The sequence below is a fragment of the Achromobacter piechaudii NBRC 102461 genome, from assembly GCF_001571245.1.
In the GTDB taxonomy this organism is placed as follows: domain Bacteria; phylum Pseudomonadota; class Gammaproteobacteria; order Burkholderiales; family Burkholderiaceae_B; genus Achromobacter; species Achromobacter piechaudii.
On sequence record NZ_BCTK01000013.1, the window covers coordinates 330,826 to 350,722 of the forward strand.

Below are 19,897 nucleotides of genomic sequence, written 5' to 3' on the forward strand. Positions count from 1 at the left end.
AGATCAGCGTGTGGGCGTGGGGCGCGTCATAGATAAGGCGTGGCCAACCAGATGATCTTGTTGCGCAGCCGCTTGGCGAAGGGCGCGCGGGCCAGCGTATCCAGCGTTTCAGGCTTGGCGTGCCCGATCAGCGTGTCGATTCGATTGCCGATCCAGCGCGCCACGGCGGGGTCGTAGATTTCGCTGTCCAGCTCGAAGTTCAGGCGCAGGCTGCGAGGATCCAGGTTGGACGAACCGACATAGGCCCAGGCGTCGTCCACCGTCATCAGCTTGGAATGGTCGAACGTGCCCAGCGCGCGCCACACATTGCAGCCCGTGCGCACCACCTGGTCCAGCTGCGCCGACATGGCGTAATCCACCAGCCGCAGATTGTTCTTGTCGGGAATGACGATGTCCACGCGGATGCCGCGCCGTGCGGCGGTGGCCAGCGCGCCGATCAGCGTCTGGTCCGGCAGGAAGTAGGGCGATTGGATGCGCACGTGATGCTGCGCTACCGCCAGCGCGCCCAGCAGCATGTTGTGCGAGCTGCCCAGCGCACGGTCGGGCCCCGAAGGCACGCAGCGCATCGGCACGTTGCCGCTGGCGGCAAGCGCGTGCGGATCGAACCACGGCCGCGCTGGCAGGGATTCGTGAGTGGTGAAATTCCAGTCGTGCGCGAACACCGACATCAGCTGCGTCACCACCGGCCCTTCGACCCGGAAGTGCGTGTCGCGGTTGACGGCCTTGCCCGCCAGCGCCGTGACAAACGCCGCCCGCACGTTCATGCCGCCCGTAAAACCGATGCGGCCATCGATCACCATCACCTTGCGGTGGCTGCGCAGATTGGCGTAGGGCATGCGCAGCACGCCCAGCGGATTGGTCATGAAGCGCGCCACCGGCACACCGCCGCGCGCCAGCATGCGCACGATCGGCGGACGTGAATATTTCGAGCCGATGGCGTCGATCAACACGCGCACCTGCACGCCGCGTGCCTGAGCCTCGATCAGCGCCTGCGCCATTTCGCGGCCGATGTCATCGTTGTCGAAAATATAGCTTTGCATCGCGATGGCGCTGCGCGCCTCGCGGATGGCCTGCATCATGGCCGGATAGGCTTCGTCGCCACCCGCCAGCGGTTGCACCGCATTACCGCCCAGCAGCTGAAATCTGCTGACACGGTCGCCCAGGATCTTGAGCGACGCAAACTGCGGCCCGGACACGGCCGCCACATCCACGGGCAGGGTGTCGACCTGCTCGGCATCGACCACCATCGCTTCGTCACGCTGCTGCGACACCCGCGTCTTGCGGATCCGGTTGATGCCGGCCACGAAATAGATAAGGGCCCCGAACAATGGAGAAAACAGCGCCATCCCGACCCAGCCGATCGCCGCCCGCACATCCTGCTTGGTCATCGCGGCATGCACCGCCGCGCCCGTGCCGGCCACGATGCTGACGGCGAACGCCAGATGAGGCCAGTAATCGATCAAAATTGCGTGTATGCGATCCATAGCGATGACGTGAAAACCAGCCTAGGGGAGTGAGCCAGCGGCAAGGATAGCAAGCGGCGCGCGGTTGCAATGAAGAAGTTTAGGGGGGCTTTTGACGCCTCGAAAAAATATGCTATAGTTCGGCCTCTTCGTTGTTGAGCTTCTTTTGAAAGCGCGGCGGCGAGGAAAAAGATAGGAAAAAACGCAAGTGAAAAAGCCACGCGAAAACGTAGCAACTTCCTTGCAACGCAGTACCAGAGGTGGCTGTAGCTCAGTTGGTAGAGTCCCGGATTGTGATTCCGGTTGTCGTGGGTTCGAGCCCCATCAGCCACCCCAAAGAATTCAAAGAAAAAGCCGCTTATAGCGGCTTTTTTCTTGCCTGTCGATTATGCGATGGTGACAGGCTCACGCCTCGAATAGCCTGCCTTCAGGCGGGGTTCATACTTCGACGTTCAACTCAGCAATTTCCTACGCTCGCAGCGTTGATCCATATGCGTGGATCCTGTCACTCCAAGAATCGCAGGCGCGAGAATGGGGACGGAAATCTTGTTGAAAAGCTTTGATTTGTCCGAGGCTATGTGGGGCTTAGTTGTTCGTTGGTTTGCGTGAAGTGAACCCAACTGCTTCGTTTTGACCCTAGGCCTGCTCGACCTTTTCAGCTACCCAAAATCAGCTGCTGATCCAACCGCCCTTGGCTGGGTTCGTGGAAAAAATCGCGTCGCAACCATTGATGACGCCAAGCCCGGTACGCGGCGCAGTCACACGACGAGCGGCATTTTCCATACGCGCTTCGATCCTTCGAAGATCTCGAGCATGCTCTGTAGGCGGCGTGCGACCCCTCTGCTTGATCCAAAAGCCCGGACCAGATTTAGCTTTTCTGCCGCCGCACGTTTTGAACTTCTGTTTGTGGCTTTTTGAAATATATTTTTTAAAATGGTAAAACCATCGCTGCAATTTTGCACCGAGGAAGGCTTAACTACCATGAAGCAACTGAATTTGAAGTCGGATCTGACCGTGGGCGATATCATCGGCCACGGAATTATCTGGATCCTCTTGAGTATCGTGACGCTGGGTTTGGCTCTTTTTGTGTTCCCGTATTACATGCAGCGATTCATCATCAGCCGGACTTCGGTGCTCGATGATTCGGGTCGCCGTGTAGGCCGTCTGGTATGCACCATCGACCTGGCCAGCATTATCGGGAACATCGTCCTGTGGGCGATCATCTCGATCGTCACTTTGGGCATCGGATATTTGATCTTCTTGTACAAGATCAACGCCCATTGCATGAATCACACCAAGGTAGTTGAGCTCAATATCTAACTAGCGAATCTTGCCAATTACCCCCCTCCGGGCGGTAATGAGATGATCAGCCCCATCCCCACGTAGCGGCAAGCCGCGTGGGGATTGTCTTTTCCGGGGGGATCTCTTGCGGAGCGCCTCGCCGCATCCACTCGCCGAAAGGCGACCGACTCGGCGGGAACGTTAAATCCCGCGCCGAGCGGTCGTCAGCCCCGTTACCGAGCAGTCGTCAACTGCTGCCCCGTCTTCATGTAGTACTTGGCGCGGGCAAGGCCTTCGTCCGCGTGAGGACGGCATTCCCAGTCTTTCAAGCCGCACCAGGCGGCTGTCGCGATGCGATAACGTCCTTCGCCCATGGGTTCACGCGTGATGCTGTAAGCCAGCGCGTAATAGTTTTTGTAGGGGCGTTCCGTTTCGATCAGGTTCGAGGTCTCAGCAACAACACGCCATTTCGAGTTGTTCGCCACGTAGTAAATCCCGCGTTCCCACATCAGCTTGCACTCGCTCGCGTTGTTGCAATACAGCGGCGTGTCCAGTGCGTTTTGCAGCTCAGGTGTCAGGTTGGCGCTGCGATTGACTGCGCATCCGGTGAGCAGGACGGCGAGAGAAAGAACAGCAAGGCGCGGAAGTGTCAAAGGAAACTCCTGATCTGATTTGGGGTTTGGATTGCGCGTCACACAACTGGCCATCTGACGCTGACAGTGGGGGGTAGTAGCCGAGAGGATGAGTCGCTTTACTCGACATAGATACCGACAAGCATTCTATAGAAAGATGTCTTTATAGGGACAGGCTGAAATGCAATAGCGAGTGCGGGCGGCTTGGGGGGCTTGGGCGATCTCGACATTAATTCCGCACGCGCGTGAACTTTTATCGTCCGCGACGCTTACAACAAGCGCTCGTCCACACCATTACGCAAGTCATACGGCGACCACAGAATTCGCCCAACGATGCGGACCTCGCAGCCGTCTTCCTTTTCCAGCGCGAAGGGGGCGTAAGCCGGATTCAGCGACTTGGCCAGCCATGCGCCTTCGCGTTCGCGCGCGATGCACTTTACGATCATCTTGCCGCCGTGGTTGATCGCGTACACGGTGCGGGGATCGATCTCTCGCGGGTCGGTGATGGGGTCTTCAAAGAAAAGCATCGGGCCGCCGTTGCGGATGACGGGTTCCATGCTGTCGCCTTGCGCGTAGACGATCTTCATGCGGTTGATGGGCAGCTTGAAGGATTCCAGGAACGAGCGGCGCAGCAGGATCTCGCCGATCTCGGTCTCGTGATAGTTCTCGATGCCCAGGCGGCCGGCGGCCAGACGCACATCCAGCTCGGGGATGGGCATGAACGCTTGATCGTTCGCGGAATAGCCCGCGTTGGCGACGTGGCCAACGTTGGCCGCCGTGCTGATACGCAAGGCCTGCATCCGATCCGCTTGATGCGTGGTGAGGCCGTCGGGATCCCAGGGGGCGGCAGGCACGGGCGCCATCGGGAATTCGTCGGCCACGGCATCGATGTTCATGATGGCGCCGCGCTTGGCGGCAGGGCTCTTGGATGACGTCGCAGCGCCTTTGGCCTTCACGCCCATCTGACCCAACGCCAACAGCAACGCGCCTTCCAGGCGTTTGAGCTGGTCGTCGCCCAGGCCTTTGAGCAGCGCCAGGGGGACCGACGGAAAGGGCCAGGTCGAACCCGAGGCGGGCGCAGCGGAAAGTGGCGGGGCGGAGGTCAGGGAAGCGGCCTTTTGGGCTTCGGCCGCCAGGCGAGGGCTGATCGCGGCCAGTGTGCAGCCAAAGCCTTCGGCATAAGCCATCGCGGCTTCGATCCCAATGGGACGGCGGCCGGTGATGTGCTGATAAATCATCGCCTGGCCGCCCTTGACGTGGTGGTCGCGAGCAAATGCCGCGCGGTTCACGCCTTCAAAGCGTGCGCGCAGGGCGGCGGCTTCCTCTTCGATAGTCCACATTTTCATATAGCAATGCTATGCAAATAAAACTATAGCATGGCTTGCCAATAAGCTGTAGCGTCGCTATAGTTTTGGTGATGAATCTACACGATTATTTCAAGCAGGAGGGGGCGCTGACCGCTGCGGCAGTCGCGCGGCGCGTGGGAGTCTCACCCGCACTGATCTATCAATGGCGCACAGGACGCCGGCCGGTGCCGGTCAAGCACTGCGCGTTGATCGAACGGGCCACCAATGGTCAAGTGACCCGGCGCGATCTCCGCCCCATCGACTGCTCTCGAATCTGGCCCGAGTTGGCCGAAGGGAGACCGGCGCAATGAATTACTACCCCCATCACATCGGCGATTTCAATAGCGCGACGCGGCATCTGACGCGAATCGAGCGCAGCGTCTATCGCGACCTGATCGAACTCTATTACGACACCGAAGCCCCGCTGACGCGGGATATCGAAAAGCTCTGCCGTTTACTGATCGCGCGTTCCGACGACGAGCAAGCCGCTGTCGCGCAGGTGCTGCAAGAGTTCTTCGCGGAATCCGAGCAGGGCTGGCGGCACGCGCGCTGCGACGCCGAGATCGCGCGTTATCACGGCAACAAAGAAGCCAAGTCCGCCGCCGGCAAGGCCAGCGCGGCAAAGCGGGCCCGGCGCGTTTCGCAAGAGGCGTCCGGCGACGCGGCGCAACAGCCGTTGAACACCTGCGCAACCAACCAGGAACCAAAACCAGAACCAGAACCAGAGGGCAACCTACCCGGCGCGGTGGAGCCCGGTAGCCGGCGCAGAGCGGGTGTTGACGTCATCGACATGCCGTTGCCGGCCTGGCTGGATCGCGCCGATTGGGTCAGCTGGGTGGCGGATCGCAAGGCGCGCAAGAAGCCGATCACGCAAGAGGGCGCACGACGGCAGTTGCAGCAATTGGCCGGCTATCACGCCGAGGGTATCGCGGCGCGCGATGTCATTGCGCACAGCATCGCCAGCGGCTATCTGGGGTTGTTCCCGCCGCGCCACGTAACGCGTCATGAACCGCGCACGGCCGGTGGTCAGCGCGCGCGTCAACGCGCGGACTGGTCCACCGAGTTGCGCAGCGTGCTGGCGGAAGGCCATGCGCGCAGCGAGATCGATATGGGGGTGATCGATGCCGCTGGTTGAATCATCTGTCGGTATGGGCGCATTGGTCGTCAACGAAATGCACCTCTTGTACGGCGCGAAGTTTGCGCAGCAATGGGAAGGTCTGACCCCGCGCGAATTGAAGGATTCCTGGAATCAGAAGCTGGCGGGACTGAGCGAGGCGCAGGTGCGGCGCGGGCTTACCGCTTGCCTCACGCGTGAATGGCCGCCGACCCTGCCGGAATTCCTGAAGCTGTGCTGCCCGTGGCTGATCGCCGAGCTTGCCTATCACGAAGCCGTGCGCGGCGTGTCGGCGCGGCGTCGGGGCGAGACGGGCGACTGGTCCCATCCAGCGGTGTATTGGGCGGCGGTGGGGGTCAGCACGGTCGATCTTCTTAATAGCAATTACGGTGCGCTCAAGGTCCGTTGGGAACGGACCTTGACCGAAGAACTGGCCAAGGGCGCCTGGCCCGATATTCCGCCGCCACGCGCGGCGTTGCCCGCACCTGGCCAGACGCTGTCCACGCGGGCTCAAGCCGAGGAGGCATTGAAAAAAATGGGAGCAGGAAAGCTGCTGGCCGCTCGCAGCCGGTCGCATCGGGAATGGATTGAACGCTGGGAAGCCCGCATCGCGCAGGGCGGCCACCCGACCAAGGCGATTGCCGACATGTTGGCAGTGGCCAAGCAAGCCGCCCGGAAGGAGGCCGCATGATGACGCCAATCGCAAACGATGCACGCTCGCAAGAGGGCATGCGCGCGGGCAAGGCGCGCAAGCCCATCAGAACCTCGTCGGCTACGCAGGCGGGCCTGCCGCGTTGGGTGGACGATGAAATCCACAACTGGGCGCGGTCGCAATGGGAGGGCGATTGGCCGGGGCCGCGCCGCATGCTTCACGAAGCGCCGCACGCATGCGAGTTTCCGCCGCTGCCCGGCCACGATGACGACGACGAGCCGTTGCGGATTCCGGTCAATCACGAACGCGCGCGCCGCGTGCACGCCTTGTACGAAGCGCTGCCGCTTGTGGAGAGGCGCGTGGTGCAGGCCGAATACACGCGGCGCGCCGACTACGCCGACCTGTCCGCGTCCGCGCGCCAGGACCAGGCGTGCCGCGTCATCGGCATCGCGTTGCCGTACTACAAGGTCGCGCTTGGCAGTTTCAAGCAACAGGTCTGGAGGATATTCAAATGAAGTATGCGCACGAAGTCATCGATCTGCTAGCGGCCTATCCGGGCCGTGAATTCAGGATGGCCGAGATCCTGCGTCACGTCAGCCGGGGCATACCGCTTGCGCCCGCCTCGCAAGAGGCGATGCGGCGTGGCGCGCGCCGCGTACTCGAACATCTGTTGGACGCGGGCCATGTGCAGCGCTGCGGGGGCAACACCAAATCGGCCACCTATGCGTGGTCGCGATTGGGACACGCGGTTCATAAAAATTCTGCTTCTTTGGGACCGGATTTGAGACAATAGCTGCGGGCCATTGCGCCCACACGATATGCAGCCCGCCAACCTTCAACGGTTCGCGGGCTTTGTTTTTTTCCGGCCCCGCATCGACCGATGTGCCGCTATCGACCATCGCTCGCGCTTGGTCGCGATTGGGACACGCGGTTCATAAAAACCCTGCATCTTTGGGACTGGATTTGAGACAATAGCTGCGGGCCATTGCGCCCACACGATACGCAGCCCGCCAACCTTCAACGGTTCGCGGGCTTTGTTTTTTCCGGAGCCCACATTGACCGACGTGACGCCTGACAACGCAATCCTTACGCTGCTTGCCTCCGCTGCAGGCGACGTGCCCGTCGTGCTTGCCGACCAAGCCCAGGCGTTGCCCGCCCCGCCGTACATCGCCATGGCCATAAGCTGGGTGCAGCCTGGCCCCGCCGAGGCCGGCAGCGTCGACGATGAGGGCAATCAGCCCGTACATGACCATCGCGACGCCAGCGTCGAACTGCGCAGCGTGGGCCTTGCCGCCTATCGCGCCTTGCACAACCTGGGATTGGCGCTGCGTCATCCCGCGTTCGAGGAACAGGCGGAAGCGCTGGGCCTGGCCGTGTTTCAGTCGGGCCGCATCGAACGCGTACCGCAGGAGGCCGCGGGTGCGGCGAGCGAGCTGCTGGGCGTGCTTGAACTGGGTATCCGCTACGCGCACACCTATACGGAATTTGTCGGCCTCATTGAAACGGTGACCGGCACGATCACGACAACAGGCGGGCTACAGCCCAGTCTGCAAACTTCCTTTTCCACGCAGATCGAGACGGCGCGCTAGCGTCCTCGGTCTTCATTCACGTAGTCCCCGCCGCCTTTGGGCGGTTTTTTTTTGGAGCCGCAAATGGCAAAAATCGACCGGATCGTCAATGTGGCGATCTCGCTGAATACCACGGCGATCAAGGAGCAGAATTTTTCTGACCTCCTGATCCTGGGCGCGCACGCGCTGGCCGTCAACCGCGTCATGGCGGTGACCGAGCCGGGCGAACTGCTGGACCTGGGCATGGCGCCGACCGACCCGCTCTACATCGCCGTGCGCGATGCCTTCAAACAGATTCCGACCGTGGCCCGTGTTTTCGTCGGTCGCCGCCAGGTGGACGCGTCGCGCATTTCCGTGACGCGCGCCTCTGTCGCCGACTACACCGCCACGCTGTCGTGGCGCGACGCCGATGGTGTCGTGCAGAAGGCCGACGTGAATGTCTCGGGCCTGCCCGACAGCACGCCGCAGACGCTGGCTACCGCCCTGGCCGCCGCCATCGCCGAAACCCAGGCCCCGGTGACGGCCGTCGCTACTGGCACGGACGTCAGCGTGACGGCCACCGTCACGGGCCAGGCCATTGCCATCGCCGTGTCGGGCAACCTGCAACTGGCCGCGCCGGTCAGCACCGAAACTCCGTCGGCCGCGCTCAATGCCTGCCTGCGCGAAAACGGCGACTGGTACGGCGTGTCGCTGGCCAGCCGCGTCGAAGCCGACGTACTGGACGCCGCCGAATGGGTGGAATCGAACGAACGGCTTTTCGGCGTGTCCAGCGCGCAGGCCGGCATCATCGATGCGGCGGTGTCCAACGACATCGCGTCGCGCTGCCAGCAAAAGCAATTCTTCCGCACGCACGTGTGGTTTCACGGCCAGGCCGCCAGCGAATCGCTGGATACGGCGGTTGCCGCCAACCGCTTCACGTTCTACCCGGGCGGCGAGACCTGGGCCAATACGCGGCTGTCGGGCGTGACCTATGACAGCCTCGCCGAAGGCGAAGCCCTGGCCGCGCATGCCAAGAACGCCAACACGTTCGAGCAGATGCGCAACTTTGCCGTCACGCAGAACGGCAAGGTCGCCGCGGGCGAATGGATCGACGTGATTCGTGGCCGCGACTGGCTGGCCGAGCAGGTCAAGATCAACGTGGCATCGCAGCTGATCAACGCCAACGGCAAGGTGCCTTATACCGACGCGGGCATCCAGGTCCTGGTCAACGGCATCCGCCAGGCGCTGCTGCTGGGTCAGAGCCGTGGCCTGGTTGCGCCCGATGAAATCGACGACGCGGGCCGCAAGATTCCCGGCTTCGTCATCAACGTGCCGCGCGCGGCCAGCGTGTCGTCCAACGACAAGGCCAACCGCATCTTGCGCGACCTGACCTTCAGCGCCCGCCTGGCTGGCGCCATCCATGTTGCCGAGATCAAGGGCAACCTCACCTACCAACAACTGTAATCGGGGCCTATCCATGTCAGTCAAAACCTATGCACCCAACCAGGTGAAGATCGTGATGGGCGCGCTGCCCATCTCCGGCCTGGCCGAAGACACCTTCGTCACCGTGACCGAAATCGGCGAAGGCATTGCGTCCGTCGTCGGCGTCGATGGCGAAGTGGCGCGCTCCATGTCGCGCGACTCGCGCCTGAAGATCACGTTGACCTTGATGCAGACCAGCGCGAGCAACGCCGCGTTGACCGCGCTGCACCAGGCCGATCGCGCCACCGACGGCAACGGCGCCGTGCCGATTTCGGTGACCGACCTGCGCGGCACGTCGCTGCACGCCTCGGATTCGGCCTGGATCGTCAAGATGCCGGACGCCGGCTATGGCGCCAAGGTCGGCAGCCGCGAATGGACCATCGAGACCGGTCCGGCCATCAACGTGATCGGAGGCAACACCTGATGAGCGCCGTCAAGCAAATCACGCTGGGCACGACGATCTTCCGCATTTCGCGCTTCGATCCCTTTCGCCAGCTCAAGTTGCTGGGCGATCTGCAAAAGGAAGTGCTGCCGGCCGCAGGCTCGATACTGGCCTCGGTGTTGGGGGGCGACGGCGGCGGCCAAGCCCGCGACGAAGCGGCGATGATGTCCGCCTTTCGCGATCTGTCGGCCAAGCTGGGCGGCGATGCGCTGGCCAACTGGGCCGAACGCCTGATCGACCCAGAACTGGTCAGCTTCGAGCTGGACGGGCGCGAGCCGCAGAAGCTGACGTCCGCGCATCGCGGGCTGGCTTTTGCCGACTACGCCGAAATCCTGGAGCTGTTGTTCCACATTCTTGAGCACAACTTCGCCGGCCCTTTGGCGCGTTGGGCCGGCCGCTTTGGTCCGGCCCGCGCGAAGCTGGCGAGCCTGTCGGCCGCTTCGCCCCAGGCTTCGAACGAGAGTTGATCATCTGGCGGCCCATTCTGGCCCGCCATGTCAGCCTGCAAGCCGTCAAGCGCGGCGACGTCGACCTGCTGGACATCCTGAAGCTCAACGCGCTGATGGATGCCCAGCAGGCGGCGCAGGCCGCGGCAGATAACAAGGCGAGGTAACGATGATCGTTGTACGAGAGGTGGTGACGGTGCTGCGCCACCAGTGGGATGCGTCCGGGCTGGACGCCCACCGGCAAGCGTTCCAGGACATGCTGCAAGAGATGGTCCGCACCAGCGTGCAGGCCATCGGCGCGATGGGTCAGGCGTTTGCCAACATCCTGGCCGGCGTCACCGCCCCGCCGCAGGCGGCCGCTGCACGCACGCCGCCGCGACCGCAAGGCGTGGCGGCGGCGCGCCAGCATGCGGTCGTGTTGGGCGGTCTACGCGGCGCGATCAAGCTGACGTTGGGGGCCGAGCCGCTCAAACGCGTGCTCGCCGATATCGACGCATGGACGCAGACGCAAGGCCGTTTGCGGCAGGCGGCGGGCTCGGACGCGCAGGCCGCCACGGTGGACGGCGAGCTTGCGCGTGCGTCGCGCGTCAGCCGCACGCCGTATGCGGACAACGTCGATACGTATGCGCGGGCCACGCAGACCCTGCAAGACCATGGACGTGATCGCCAGGAGGCCGTGGGCGTTGCCGAAGCCGTTGCGTTGAGCATGACCTTGTCGCGCACGCCCGCCAAAGAGCGGGACGGTGTGGTGACGTCGCTGCTGACCATGGTTGAGCAAGGCAAGCTGGGCATGGCGCAATTCAATGCCATGCCGCAACGCATGCAGGAAGCGCTGGCGACGGGCCTGAACCTTGACCGAGGAGAGTTGCGCGAGCAAGTTCAAAACGGCCAGCTGACGACCGAGCGCGCACTGCCCGCTTTGCAATCGCAGTTGCCCGCGATGCGCGCGCAGGCCCAGGAGGAACCGGCGTCCATCGCGGCCGCGATGACGGTGTTCAACGACGCCTTGCAGCGCTACGTCGGTCAGGCCTTGCCTTTGGGCCAGACCGCGCTCAAGGCCGTGACGGGGACCATCCTGTACCTGGCCGACAACATCGATTCCATCGTCAAGCTGCTTGCGCTGGCCGGCGCAAGCCTGGGGATGGTGGCGCTGGGCAACAGCTTGCGCCAGGCCACGCAGTTCTCGCGCGACCTCATCCGGTCCCTGGTGGTGGCGACACGCGTGGCGCGGGGGCTGGATTCGGCCATGGCGCTGCGTCGCGGCCCGGGGGGCGCGATGCAGATGCTGTCGGTCTGGACGCGAACGCTGCGGCCGATGCTGCGCATGGCGGCGCTGCTGGCCACGATCTTCGTGATCGGACAGGACATCGCCACCTGGATGGCAGGCGGCGATTCCGTGCTGGGTGGTTGGATCGGAGGCGTGGAGGAATGGCAGGACGAGCTCGATGCCGTGTCTTCGGTGCTGATTTACGTGAAGGACCTGTTGGGCGGCGCGGGGCAGGCGCTGGGGCCCTGGGTCCAGCGCTTTGCGACACTGGCCGTGTTGGGCTATGGCCTCTGGCAGGTCCTCTCGCCGGTCGGCAAGCTGATTCTGTTCCTGGCCCGAACCGTCGTGCCCATGTTGTGGAACGCGTTCGCCATGACGCCGATAGGCCGGATCATTTCCTTGATTGGCCTGGCCGCGACGGCGCTTTGGCAGATCTGGGAAAACTGGGACGCGATCAAGGCGTACATGTCGGCAAGCTGGGACGCGCTGATGGAGATGGCCGACGCCTCGTTCCTGGGCCCGGTCCTGGACTACATCCGAGCCATCTGGGCGTTCTGGACCGAGCTGGTCGCAGGCGTCGTGTCCGCCTTCACGGGCGACTGGGACGGCGCGATCGAGCATTGGGCCGGGGCGTTCGGCAATCTTTGGACGTTCTTCTCGGGCATGGGCGCCCGGATGATCGCCACGATCAAGGAGATCGGCGCCGCCATCCAGACCTGGGTGCTGGACAAGGTGCAGCGGGCCAAGGACTGGTTCAAAAGCCTGCTGCCCGGTGGTTCCGACGCCGAGGACGACGCGCAGGCCTCAGACGTCGATGCCAAGCCTCAGAGCCTGGGGTGGGAGTCAATGTCGCCGGAGTTGCTGGCGGTATTACGAGGCGGCAAGGTTCCTGTTCCGCCGCCCGCCGTCCTGTTCGGCCCCGCGCTGAACGCCGGCCGTGGGCCCTTCACGTACCAGAACCGCAACGAGATCACCGTCAACGCGCCGGGCGGAGAACCCCAGGCCGTGCGCGCGGCCGTGGCGCAAGGCGTGGACCTGGGCTTGCAGCGCAATCTGAACAGCCTGCAACACAGCTTCGACATTTCACCTGCCGTCGAGGCACCAAGCTAGGAGCATCCATGAACTTTGTTTCCCTGATCTTCGGGTGGAACGGCGGCAGCAGCATCGGCACCTTGCCGCTGGACGCGGTGGTCAGCGAGAGCACCGCGCTCAACAGCCGGGCCACGTCCTACGCCGTGGAAGACGGCCCGCCCGTGACCGACCACGTCGTCCAGGAGTCCGAACAGCTGACGCTGGACGGCTGGGTGACGGCGGCCGACGTCACCTTGCTGGGCGGCGGCCGGGGCTTGGGCCGGGGCTTGGGCCTGGGCGCGGGGCGTTCGAAGCTGGTGGGCGCCAAGGACGCGCTGCGCAAGATCCACGCGGACCGGCTGCCCATCACCATCACGACCGGCCTGGACGTGTATGTGGACTTCGTGATGGAACACTGTTCCATCGGACGCAGCAATGGCGGCGGCGACCGCTTTGAGATATCCGCCTCATTCCGGCGCATCCGCAAGGTGACGCTGCGGCAGGCGGATATTCCGCCCGAGAAAACATCCGGCACCGCAACAGGCAAGGCGGGCGCCACCAAGGCCAATGCTGGCAAGCAGAACGGCAACCCCGTCAGCCCGAAACAGCGCGACGACATCACGACAGGAACCCTTCCCGCATGATCCAGATCCCCATTCCCGACACCAACGACAGCGTGACCGAAGTGCAGCTGGACGGCATGGCTTTCTTTCTGCGCCTGTCCTGGAATAGCGAGGCGCAGCTGTGGGTGCTGTCGATCGAGAACGCCTACAACGAACTGATCGTGGCCGGCATTGCCTTGGTGCCGAATGCGCGCCTGTTGGCGGGCTACCGCCATCTGGCGGTGCCTGCCGGCGAGCTCGTCGCCTTGGCGCCGGACCGTCGCGACACCATCAGCCGCGCGGCCTTGCCCTCGGGCGAGGTCGCCTTGATCTACATCGATGCCGACGAGGCGCCAGATGGCCAGGTTTGACCGCGTATACCGGCTGCTGGTGGGCAAGCGCAGCAGCGACAAGGGGCTGGAGATCGTGCCGCCCATCCGGATGACCTTCGACATCGCCAAGACCGCTGCGGAGGAACCGAACGACGCCAAGATCGCCCTGTACAACTTGTCCGAACAGAGCCGCCGCTCGCTCGAAGAGCCCGGCCTGCGCTGCGTGCTGTACGCGGGCTATGCCGAAGAGGGCGGGCCCTTGTTGATGGCCTCGGGCAGCATCGTGCATGCCTACACGCGCTTCGAGCAGCCGGACCTGATCACCGAATTGATTGTCAAGGACGGCTATATCGAGGTGCGCGACACCGCCGTGTCGATCGGCCTGGGACCGGGCGCGCGAGCCAGCGACATCATCAGCGCCATCGCCGCGCAGATGGGCCTGCCGCTGGTGATGGCTGACGATGTGCCGGACCGGCGCTGGCAACAGGGCTTCTCGTTCTACGGCGCGGCGCGCACGGCGCTGCACAAGGTCACGCAGGGGACCGGGCTGGAATGGTCGATCCAGAATCAGCAGTTGCAGGTGGTGCAGCGGCTGGGCACCACGCGGCGGCAAGCCGTGGTGCTGGCGATGGACAGCGGCTTGCTGGGCAGCCCCGAACGCACGCGCGAGGCCGCCACCGAGAAATCGAAAGCGACCGGTGGCGCAGCGGGCAAGGCTGGCGCACGCGCGCCGGCGACGGCCGCCAAAGCGGCCAGCGGACAGCAGCAGCGCGACGGCTGGAAGGTGAAGTCGCTGCTGCTGCCCACGATCAGCCCGGGCGACCTGGTCAAGCTGGAAAGCCGGTCGGTCCAGGCGTTTCAGCGCGTGGAAACGTTGCGGCACACCGGCGATAGCGAGGGCGGGGATTGGCAGACCGAACTGAATCTGGTTGACCCCCACCCGCCCGCACAGAAAAAGGAATAGCCATGAACAATGCGGTAACGCTTATCCGCCGCCTGATCGCGACGGAGCTGGCGGACGTCTACACGACGCTGCCCGGTGAAGTCGTGGCCTATGACGGCACCTTCGTGACGGCTCGCCCCGCGCTGGCCAAGCGGCTGGCCAACGGCGAGGTCCTGCCGCCGCCCCAGGTGGTGCGGGTGCCGGTGTGTTGGCCGGTCGGCGACGTGGGCGGTGCGCAGGCGCTGATCTCGGTGCCGCTTGCGCCGGGCGACGCGATCAAGCTGTCCTTCTCGGCGCGTGCGCTTGAGAACTGGCTGGCGGGCGACAACGGCCCGCCCGATGACCCGCGGCAATTCGATCTGTCCGACGCCTTCGCCTCGCCGCTCTTGCGGCCGGGCACGATGGCGGCCGATACGCAGAACGTCAGCATCCAGTACGGCCCCGGCACGATCAAGCTGTCGCCCACGGGTGACCTGAGCTTTCAGGTCAAGACGTGGACGGTGCAAGCCGAGCAGACCACGCTGAACACGCCGGTGACGATCAACGGACCGCTGACCTACACGCAGGGCATGGCGGGCGAGGGCGGCCAGGGCGGCGCGTCGATGCGCGTGCGCGGCGGGGTCGCCTACGAAGGCGGCGCCGTCACGCACAACGGCAAGAACATCGGCGATACGCATCGCCACGCCTACGCAGGCGGCACCACGGAGGATCCCATCTGATGGCCCTGGACCTTGCTTTGACCGCCGACCACGATCTGGACCTGGATCTGTTGGGCCGTGCCTCGCTGGTGGATGGCGCTGAACGTATCGCCCAGCAGATCAAGATCACTTTGCTGGCTTTTCTGGGCGAATGGTTTCTGGACACCACGTTCGGCGTTCCGTACTTCGATAGCGTCCTGGTGAAGTCGCCCGATCGCTCGGGCATCGAAGCGATCTTCCGCGCGCGCATTCGCGACGTGCCGGGTGTGCTTCAGGTTCGAGCACTGCAATTGCAGATCGAACGCCAGTTGCGCGTGTTGCGCGTGACGATCGACGTCGACACCACTGCCGGACGGCTCGAACGCGTCGTCCTGCTGCATACGTCTTAACCCCTTACTTGCTTGAGGTATCTATGGCCTACGGTGTCACACCGGATGGGTTCGACCGACCGCGCCTGCCTGAAATCCGCCAGGAGATCGTGGCCGACCTGCGCGCGCGGATGTTGGCCGCCGGATTCAATGGGGTGGTGGAAACCCGCCCGGACAGCATTACCGGCCTGCTGATCGACACCTTCGCCGAGCGCGAAGCGGCGTTGTGGGAGCAGGCCGAGGGCGTGTACTACGCGATGTACCCGGGGTCTGCGACCGGTGTGTCGCTGGACCGCGCCGTCTCGTTCACGGGGGTATCGCGCTATCGCGACGAACCGTCGCGCGCCTACGTGGTGCTTTACGGCGCGCCGGGTACGGTCGTGCCGGCGGGCGCGCAACTGCGGCATCGCGTGAGCCAGAACGTGTGGGCGCTGGACAGCGCCACGCCCATTCTGGCCGGCGCGGCCGCCGATGTGATCTTGCAGCCCGCCGTGTTGGCATCGACGACTTACTCGGTGTCGATTGACGGCGTGGCCTATTCCTACGCCACCGGCGCGACCACCAACCTGCCGCAGATTCTTGCGGGGCTGGTGGCCGCATTGGCCGCGAGCGGCTTGCAGGTCTCCAGCGACGGCGCCGCCGTGCGTATCCGCACCGATGGCCGGCAGGCGGCAGCCTTTGCATGGACCGCCAACCTGGCGTTGATCCGCCTGGGATCGCCCGCGCTGGCAAGAACGCTGGATGCGTCCGACGAGGGCGCGGCCATCGGCGACCTGAACGGCATCATCACGCAGGTCGATGGCTGGGCGGCGGTCGACAACCTGCAAGCGGGCGTGGCCGGCCGCCTGGCAGAGAATGCGGCCGAGTTGCGCGCGCGCTATTCGACGGGGCTGTTCCGGCTTGGCGCGGCCACGCTGCCCAGCATCGGGCCCAACGTGCGCGACCGCGTCGCGGGCGTGCGCACCGTAAAGGTCTTCATGAACAACACCGACGCGCCCGACGCGCTGGGCCGTCCGCCGCACAGCGTGCACGTGGTGGCCGACGGCGGCCTGGACGATGAGGTGGCCGACGCCATCTTCCACGTCGTGGCAGCGGGCATCGACACCCACGGCCAGCGCCGGGTGGTGGTCAAGGACGCGGAAGGAGCGGACCAGCTGATCCGTTTCGACCGGCCCGAACGTGTGTATCTGTGGGTGCGCTGCGCGACCACTTTGCTGCCGCCGTCCGAGCAGGCCTTTCCTCCCGATGGCTTTGATCGCATCGCGCAGAGCTTGGCTTCGGTGGGCGAGGGCTATGGCATCGGCGAGGACGTCATCCTGCAACGGCTCTACGGCGCGATCTTCCGCACGCCGGGCCTGGCCTCGGTCGACCTGAAGCTGGCCTACTCGGCCAACCCCGCCTTTACGCCCACGGCCGCCGACTTTCGCGCGGCCAACGTGGCGATCCAGGATTTCCAGGTCGCGGCGTTCGATCTGTCACGCATCGAGGTGACGTGATGGATCTGAACCAGGATCACGGACAGGTGGCGTGGAGCCATTGGCTGGGTCAGTTCCAGGCCAAGCCCCGATTGCAGGCGCTGGTCAAGGCGCTGCTCAAGCCGGCGGAAGGATTGCAGGGGGCTTTGCGCGCCCTGTACGAAGACCGCTGGCTGGAGACGGCGGTGGGCAGGCAGCTGGATGGTATCGGCGAGATCGTCGGCTTGCCTCGCGTCATCGATGAAGCGATCTACGTCCGGTTCTTCGGCTTTCAGACGCAGCAGAACGTGGGCGGATTCAGCCAGGCGCGCTTGCGCCGCGCGAACGAGCGGCCGGTTGCAGGTTCGACGACCTTGCTCGACGCCGAATACCGCAAGCTGCTGTATTGGAAGATCGCCTTGAACAACGGGCATGGCACGACGCCCGAGATCGCCAGTTCGCTCAAACCGATTTTCGATGTGCGCCGCGTCGTCGTGCAGAACGCCGGCAACGCAAAAATCCGGATCTGGGTCAGCCGCATTCCCGGCCCCAATGATCCGCTCATGGCCAACCCCTACAAGTGGGTGCCCCAAGCCGCCGGCATCGGCGTGCAACTCATCACCGGCTCGACCGAAAAGCCTTTCGGCTTTCGCGGGCAAGGTTTCTTTGGCTTTGGCGTCGGCGTGCTGGCGCGAGGGATTTACTGATGGCAGACCCCACATTTTTCGACCTTTTCAAATCGACCTGGGCGCAGAACGGCCTGACCGAAGACATCACCGACCTGCAATACAAGACGGGTTGGTCATTCATCGGATCCGTGCCGCCTTCCGTTGAACAGTTCAACAAGGTGCAGCAGACCACCGACGAACGGCTGGCCTGGCTGTACAAGCAGCTGGACGGGCTGGCGTCCGTGACCGGCCGGCCGCTGGCCGCGACGAGTTCCGACGCGTTGAGCTATGCGCAGCAGAATTTGAACGCCACGAATCTGAAGACCGGCACGGTGCCGGTCGCGCGCCTGTCCGGCACGGCCACGTCGCTGACCTCGGGCGCGGCGCAAAAGCTGGCCACTGCGCGCTTGATTACCGCCACGGGCGATGTGACGGGTGTTGGATCGTTCGACGGATCAGCCGACCTCTCGTTGGGATTGACGCTGGGCGCAAGCGGCGTGACGGCCGGCAGCTATGGCAATGCGAATGCGGTGCCGACGTTTACGGTGGACGCCAAGGGGCGTGTGACGGCGGCGGGTAATGTCGCCGTTGGCAATGCAGCTACCGCCACCAAGCTCGCCACCGCGCGCACCATTGCCGCCACGGGCGACGCGACGGGTAGCGGGACTTTCGATGGATCGGCCAACCTCTCGTTGGGATTGACGCTGGGCGCAAGCGGTGTCACGGCCGGCAGCTATGGCAATGCCAATGCGGTGCCGACGTTGACGGTGGATGCCAAGGGGCGCGTGTCGGCCGCGGGCGAAGTTGCGCTGGGCAACGCCAGCACGGCGACCAAGCTGGCCTCGACGCGTTTGTTCTCTGTCACTGGCGGCGCGACCGCTGGCGGCGTGAGCTTTGATGGGTCGGGGAATGTGGCGCTTAATGTGACTGCACTGGATGTGTCCAAGGCAAATGCTGGAACGCTGCCGGTCGCGCGAGGTGGCACGGGTGCAGGGGCGCTCACGGCGGGTGCGTATGTGGTGGGCGCTGGCACTGGCGCTCTGGCCACCCGCTCACCGGCGCAAGTCCTGGATGATATCCAAGCCCTTCCCAAAGCGGGCGGCAGTGTCAGCGGCCCGATCCTGCTGGCAACTGGCGCAGCGGTGGGCGCTCAATACGGTCTCAATAGTGCATCCGGGCAAACTGCCCACGTCGTACTGCCAGACGGCGGTGGCTTCTCGACGCACACGGGCACCATCACCGGCGCGATGAAGATCACCTTGCCTCCGGCCGCTATCGGTGCAAACACGATGATCCGTCTGCGGGTAGATATTTTCGAGTATCTGACCGATGTGCCGCCCGTGACCATCCTGATTCATGGTTATGTTCAGACCAGCAAAGCGTGGGGGCGGCAGGGCGCAACGATCCTCGCCGGTGGTGTCGGATCTGACCTGGCCGTCCGCTTTGGGTCAGATGCGAGTGGCACCCCTTGCATTTGGCTGGGCGAGTTGAACAAAGCCTGGTCGTACCCGTCCGTGACGGTTTCGGAGGTGATGGCGAAGTACAACACCACCGGGGCGACCGTTGCCGCCTGGGGGACGGGATGGAAGGTTGAGCCGGTTACGGCATTTGAAACCGTTGCCCAGATCGCCGCAGTGAGCAATCTGGCATTCGCCCGTTCCGATATCCCTCGTGTTGCCGGTTTGCAGGCGGAGCTGGACACCCGCGTACCAGTTGTGTCCTTGAACAACTTGCCAACGACCAACATCGGACCCATCCTCGTCGCCGAAATGGCGGAGGTCTGGATTTGGGCTTCCACAAGCTATTTCACGGGATACCGTTCGCCACTTTGCGGTCGGCCCTTGGACGGCCACACCGTCACGCCTTTGCCCAGCGAAGTGGACGCCGTGGGTGGCGTACTTCAGAAATCGGCCTACGCCGCGCTTTGGGGTTACGCGCAGGAAAACGGCTTGGTGCTCACGCAGGCCAATTGGGAAGCGCGCCGGGGGGGGCATTACTTCGTCAACGTCGATGCGAACACTTTTCGCGTCCCTGATCTGCGCGATATGTTCCGCCGGTTTACGGGCACTGACGCTGACACTGCAAATGC

Annotated in this window: 22 protein-coding genes, 1 tRNA gene and 1 pseudogene; 21 read left to right on the forward strand and 3 right to left on the reverse strand. The window is 64.1% G+C overall.

Annotated elements, in window-relative coordinates:
- Positions 1-26: 26 nt before the first annotated feature.
- On the reverse strand, positions 27-1,484 hold the full coding sequence (locus tag API01S_RS24545; RefSeq protein ID WP_050729786.1) for a phospholipase D-like domain-containing protein: 1,458 nt from the start codon (positions 1,482-1,484) through the stop codon (positions 27-29).
- Positions 1,485-1,723: 239 nt separating this feature from the next.
- On the opposite strand from API01S_RS24545, the gene API01S_RS24550 reads away from it, so the two are divergent.
- Together API01S_RS24550 and API01S_RS24555 are read left to right on the forward strand one after the other, a co-directional pair.
- A tRNA-His gene (locus API01S_RS24550) sits at positions 1,724-1,799 on the forward strand.
- Between the two features lie 645 nt (positions 1,800-2,444).
- Positions 2,445-2,783: a DUF6693 family protein gene (locus tag API01S_RS24555; protein WP_006220728.1), complete on the forward strand. Its 339-nt coding sequence runs from the start codon at positions 2,445-2,447 to the stop codon at positions 2,781-2,783.
- A gap of 194 nt (positions 2,784-2,977) precedes the next feature.
- Here the strand turns inward: API01S_RS24555 and API01S_RS24560 are convergent, their stop codons facing one another.
- Both API01S_RS24560 and API01S_RS24565 read right to left on the reverse strand, forming a co-directional pair.
- Positions 2,978-3,397, reverse strand: coding sequence for a hypothetical protein (locus API01S_RS24560; protein ID WP_006220727.1), 420 nt, complete (start codon positions 3,395-3,397; stop codon positions 2,978-2,980).
- Positions 3,398-3,645: 248 nt separating this feature from the next.
- Complete coding sequence (locus API01S_RS24565; RefSeq protein WP_050729788.1) at positions 3,646-4,722, reverse strand: S24 family peptidase; 1,077 nt, start codon at positions 4,720-4,722, stop codon at positions 3,646-3,648.
- A 71-nt stretch (positions 4,723-4,793) separates the two neighbouring features.
- Between API01S_RS24565 and API01S_RS28980 the strand changes: the two genes are divergently transcribed.
- From API01S_RS28980 to API01S_RS29570, 19 genes and pseudogenes are all read left to right on the forward strand, one after another.
- Entirely contained in the window at positions 4,794-5,033 is a 240-nt protein-coding gene (locus tag API01S_RS28980) for a transcriptional regulator (RefSeq protein WP_082306089.1), read from the forward strand.
- A complete protein-coding gene (locus API01S_RS24570; RefSeq protein ID WP_050729789.1) occupies positions 5,030-5,857 on the forward strand; it encodes a YdaU family protein in 828 nt (275 codons plus the stop codon). Before API01S_RS28980 ends, API01S_RS24570 begins: the two co-directional genes overlap by 4 nt.
- Before the next feature lie 13 nt (positions 5,858-5,870).
- The gene (locus tag API01S_RS24575) at positions 5,871-6,527 is read left to right on the forward strand and encodes a hypothetical protein (RefSeq protein WP_255221309.1); all 657 of its coding nucleotides are present in this window, start codon (positions 5,871-5,873) and stop codon (positions 6,525-6,527) included.
- Positions 6,524-7,003 carry a hypothetical protein gene (locus API01S_RS24580; protein ID WP_254598614.1) on the forward strand — a complete coding sequence of 160 codons (480 nt, stop codon included), beginning with the start codon at positions 6,524-6,526 and terminating at the stop codon, positions 7,001-7,003. Before API01S_RS24575 ends, API01S_RS24580 begins: the two co-directional genes overlap by 4 nt.
- Positions 7,000-7,281, forward strand: coding sequence for a hypothetical protein (locus tag API01S_RS24585; protein ID WP_061306401.1), 282 nt, complete (start codon positions 7,000-7,002; stop codon positions 7,279-7,281). Before API01S_RS24580 ends, API01S_RS24585 begins: the two co-directional genes overlap by 4 nt.
- A 271-nt stretch (positions 7,282-7,552) precedes the next feature.
- Positions 7,553-8,077: a phage neck terminator protein gene (locus API01S_RS24590; protein ID WP_061306433.1), complete on the forward strand. Its 525-nt coding sequence runs from the start codon at positions 7,553-7,555 to the stop codon at positions 8,075-8,077.
- A 63-nt stretch (positions 8,078-8,140) separates the two neighbouring features.
- Positions 8,141-9,499, forward strand: a complete 1,359-nt coding sequence (locus tag API01S_RS24595) for a DUF3383 family protein (protein ID WP_061306402.1) — start codon at positions 8,141-8,143, stop codon at positions 9,497-9,499.
- A gap of 13 nt (positions 9,500-9,512) precedes the next feature.
- Positions 9,513-9,941, forward strand: a complete 429-nt coding sequence (locus tag API01S_RS24600) for a phage structural protein (protein WP_050729793.1) — start codon at positions 9,513-9,515, stop codon at positions 9,939-9,941.
- On the forward strand, positions 9,941-10,426 hold the full coding sequence (locus API01S_RS24605) for a phage tail assembly chaperone (protein ID WP_061306403.1): 486 nt from the start codon (positions 9,941-9,943) through the stop codon (positions 10,424-10,426). The genes API01S_RS24600 and API01S_RS24605 overlap by 1 nt, the downstream gene beginning before the upstream one ends.
- Complete coding sequence (locus API01S_RS29385; protein WP_167351734.1) at positions 10,423-10,572, forward strand: hypothetical protein; 150 nt, start codon at positions 10,423-10,425, stop codon at positions 10,570-10,572. The genes API01S_RS24605 and API01S_RS29385 overlap by 4 nt, the downstream gene beginning before the upstream one ends.
- Positions 10,573-10,574: 2 nt before the next feature.
- Positions 10,575-12,782, forward strand: a complete 2,208-nt coding sequence (locus API01S_RS24610; RefSeq protein ID WP_061306404.1) for a tape measure protein — start codon at positions 10,575-10,577, stop codon at positions 12,780-12,782.
- 8 nt (positions 12,783-12,790) lie between these two features.
- On the forward strand, positions 12,791-13,387 hold the full coding sequence (locus API01S_RS24615; protein ID WP_061306405.1) for a phage baseplate protein: 597 nt from the start codon (positions 12,791-12,793) through the stop codon (positions 13,385-13,387).
- Entirely contained in the window at positions 13,384-13,716 is a 333-nt protein-coding gene (locus API01S_RS24620) for a phage baseplate plug family protein (RefSeq protein WP_050729797.1), read from the forward strand. Before API01S_RS24615 ends, API01S_RS24620 begins: the two co-directional genes overlap by 4 nt.
- Positions 13,703-14,641 (forward strand): phage protein, encoded by a 939-nt coding sequence (locus API01S_RS24625; RefSeq protein ID WP_061306406.1) that lies wholly within the window; start codon positions 13,703-13,705, stop codon positions 14,639-14,641. The genes API01S_RS24620 and API01S_RS24625 overlap by 14 nt, the downstream gene beginning before the upstream one ends.
- A 2-nt stretch (positions 14,642-14,643) precedes the next feature.
- The gene (locus tag API01S_RS24630) at positions 14,644-15,339 is read left to right on the forward strand and encodes a Gp138 family membrane-puncturing spike protein (protein ID WP_050729799.1); all 696 of its coding nucleotides are present in this window, start codon (positions 14,644-14,646) and stop codon (positions 15,337-15,339) included.
- Entirely contained in the window at positions 15,339-15,707 is a 369-nt protein-coding gene (locus API01S_RS24635) for a hypothetical protein (RefSeq protein WP_061306407.1), read from the forward strand. The genes API01S_RS24630 and API01S_RS24635 overlap by 1 nt, the downstream gene beginning before the upstream one ends.
- 23 nt (positions 15,708-15,730) lie before the next feature.
- Positions 15,731-17,182: a hypothetical protein gene (locus API01S_RS24640; protein ID WP_061306408.1), complete on the forward strand. Its 1,452-nt coding sequence runs from the start codon at positions 15,731-15,733 to the stop codon at positions 17,180-17,182.
- The gene (locus API01S_RS24645; RefSeq protein WP_050729802.1) at positions 17,182-17,847 is read left to right on the forward strand and encodes a DUF2612 domain-containing protein; all 666 of its coding nucleotides are present in this window, start codon (positions 17,182-17,184) and stop codon (positions 17,845-17,847) included. The genes API01S_RS24640 and API01S_RS24645 overlap by 1 nt, the downstream gene beginning before the upstream one ends.
- Positions 17,847-19,897: pseudogene (locus API01S_RS29570) on the forward strand (hypothetical protein); the annotation flags it as partial. The gene API01S_RS24645 and the pseudogene API01S_RS29570, both read left to right, overlap by 1 nt.

Bases quoted from the DNA above. Each gene is read 5' to 3' on its own strand.
- API01S_RS24600 (WP_050729793.1), top strand. From the start codon at position 9,513: ATGTCAGTCAAAACCTATGCACCCAACCAGGTGAAGATCGTGATGGGC.
- API01S_RS24580 (WP_254598614.1), top strand. From the start codon at position 6,524: ATGATGACGCCAATCGCAAACGATGCACGCTCGCAAGAGGGCATGCGC.
- API01S_RS24575 (WP_255221309.1), top strand. From the start codon at position 5,871: ATGGGCGCATTGGTCGTCAACGAAATGCACCTCTTGTACGGCGCGAAG.
- API01S_RS24565 (WP_050729788.1), bottom strand. From the start codon at position 4,722: ATGAAAATGTGGACTATCGAAGAGGAAGCCGCCGCCCTGCGCGCACGC.
- API01S_RS24610 (WP_061306404.1), top strand. From the start codon at position 10,575: ATGATCGTTGTACGAGAGGTGGTGACGGTGCTGCGCCACCAGTGGGAT.
- API01S_RS24595 (WP_061306402.1), top strand. From the start codon at position 8,141: ATGGCAAAAATCGACCGGATCGTCAATGTGGCGATCTCGCTGAATACC.
- API01S_RS24570 (WP_050729789.1), top strand. From the start codon at position 5,030: ATGAATTACTACCCCCATCACATCGGCGATTTCAATAGCGCGACGCGG.
- API01S_RS24545 (WP_050729786.1), bottom strand. From the start codon at position 1,484: ATGGATCGCATACACGCAATTTTGATCGATTACTGGCCTCATCTGGCG.
- API01S_RS24635 (WP_061306407.1), top strand. From the start codon at position 15,339: ATGGCCCTGGACCTTGCTTTGACCGCCGACCACGATCTGGACCTGGAT.
- API01S_RS24555 (WP_006220728.1), top strand. From the start codon at position 2,445: ATGAAGCAACTGAATTTGAAGTCGGATCTGACCGTGGGCGATATCATC.
- API01S_RS24640 (WP_061306408.1), top strand. From the start codon at position 15,731: ATGGCCTACGGTGTCACACCGGATGGGTTCGACCGACCGCGCCTGCCT.
- API01S_RS24645 (WP_050729802.1), top strand. From the start codon at position 17,182: ATGGATCTGAACCAGGATCACGGACAGGTGGCGTGGAGCCATTGGCTG.
- API01S_RS24585 (WP_061306401.1), top strand. From the start codon at position 7,000: ATGAAGTATGCGCACGAAGTCATCGATCTGCTAGCGGCCTATCCGGGC.
- API01S_RS28980 (WP_082306089.1), top strand. From the start codon at position 4,794: ATGAATCTACACGATTATTTCAAGCAGGAGGGGGCGCTGACCGCTGCG.
- API01S_RS24605 (WP_061306403.1), top strand. From the start codon at position 9,941: ATGAGCGCCGTCAAGCAAATCACGCTGGGCACGACGATCTTCCGCATT.
- API01S_RS24625 (WP_061306406.1), top strand. From the start codon at position 13,703: ATGGCCAGGTTTGACCGCGTATACCGGCTGCTGGTGGGCAAGCGCAGC.
- API01S_RS24620 (WP_050729797.1), top strand. From the start codon at position 13,384: ATGATCCAGATCCCCATTCCCGACACCAACGACAGCGTGACCGAAGTG.
- API01S_RS24630 (WP_050729799.1), top strand. From the start codon at position 14,644: ATGAACAATGCGGTAACGCTTATCCGCCGCCTGATCGCGACGGAGCTG.
- API01S_RS24615 (WP_061306405.1), top strand. From the start codon at position 12,791: ATGAACTTTGTTTCCCTGATCTTCGGGTGGAACGGCGGCAGCAGCATC.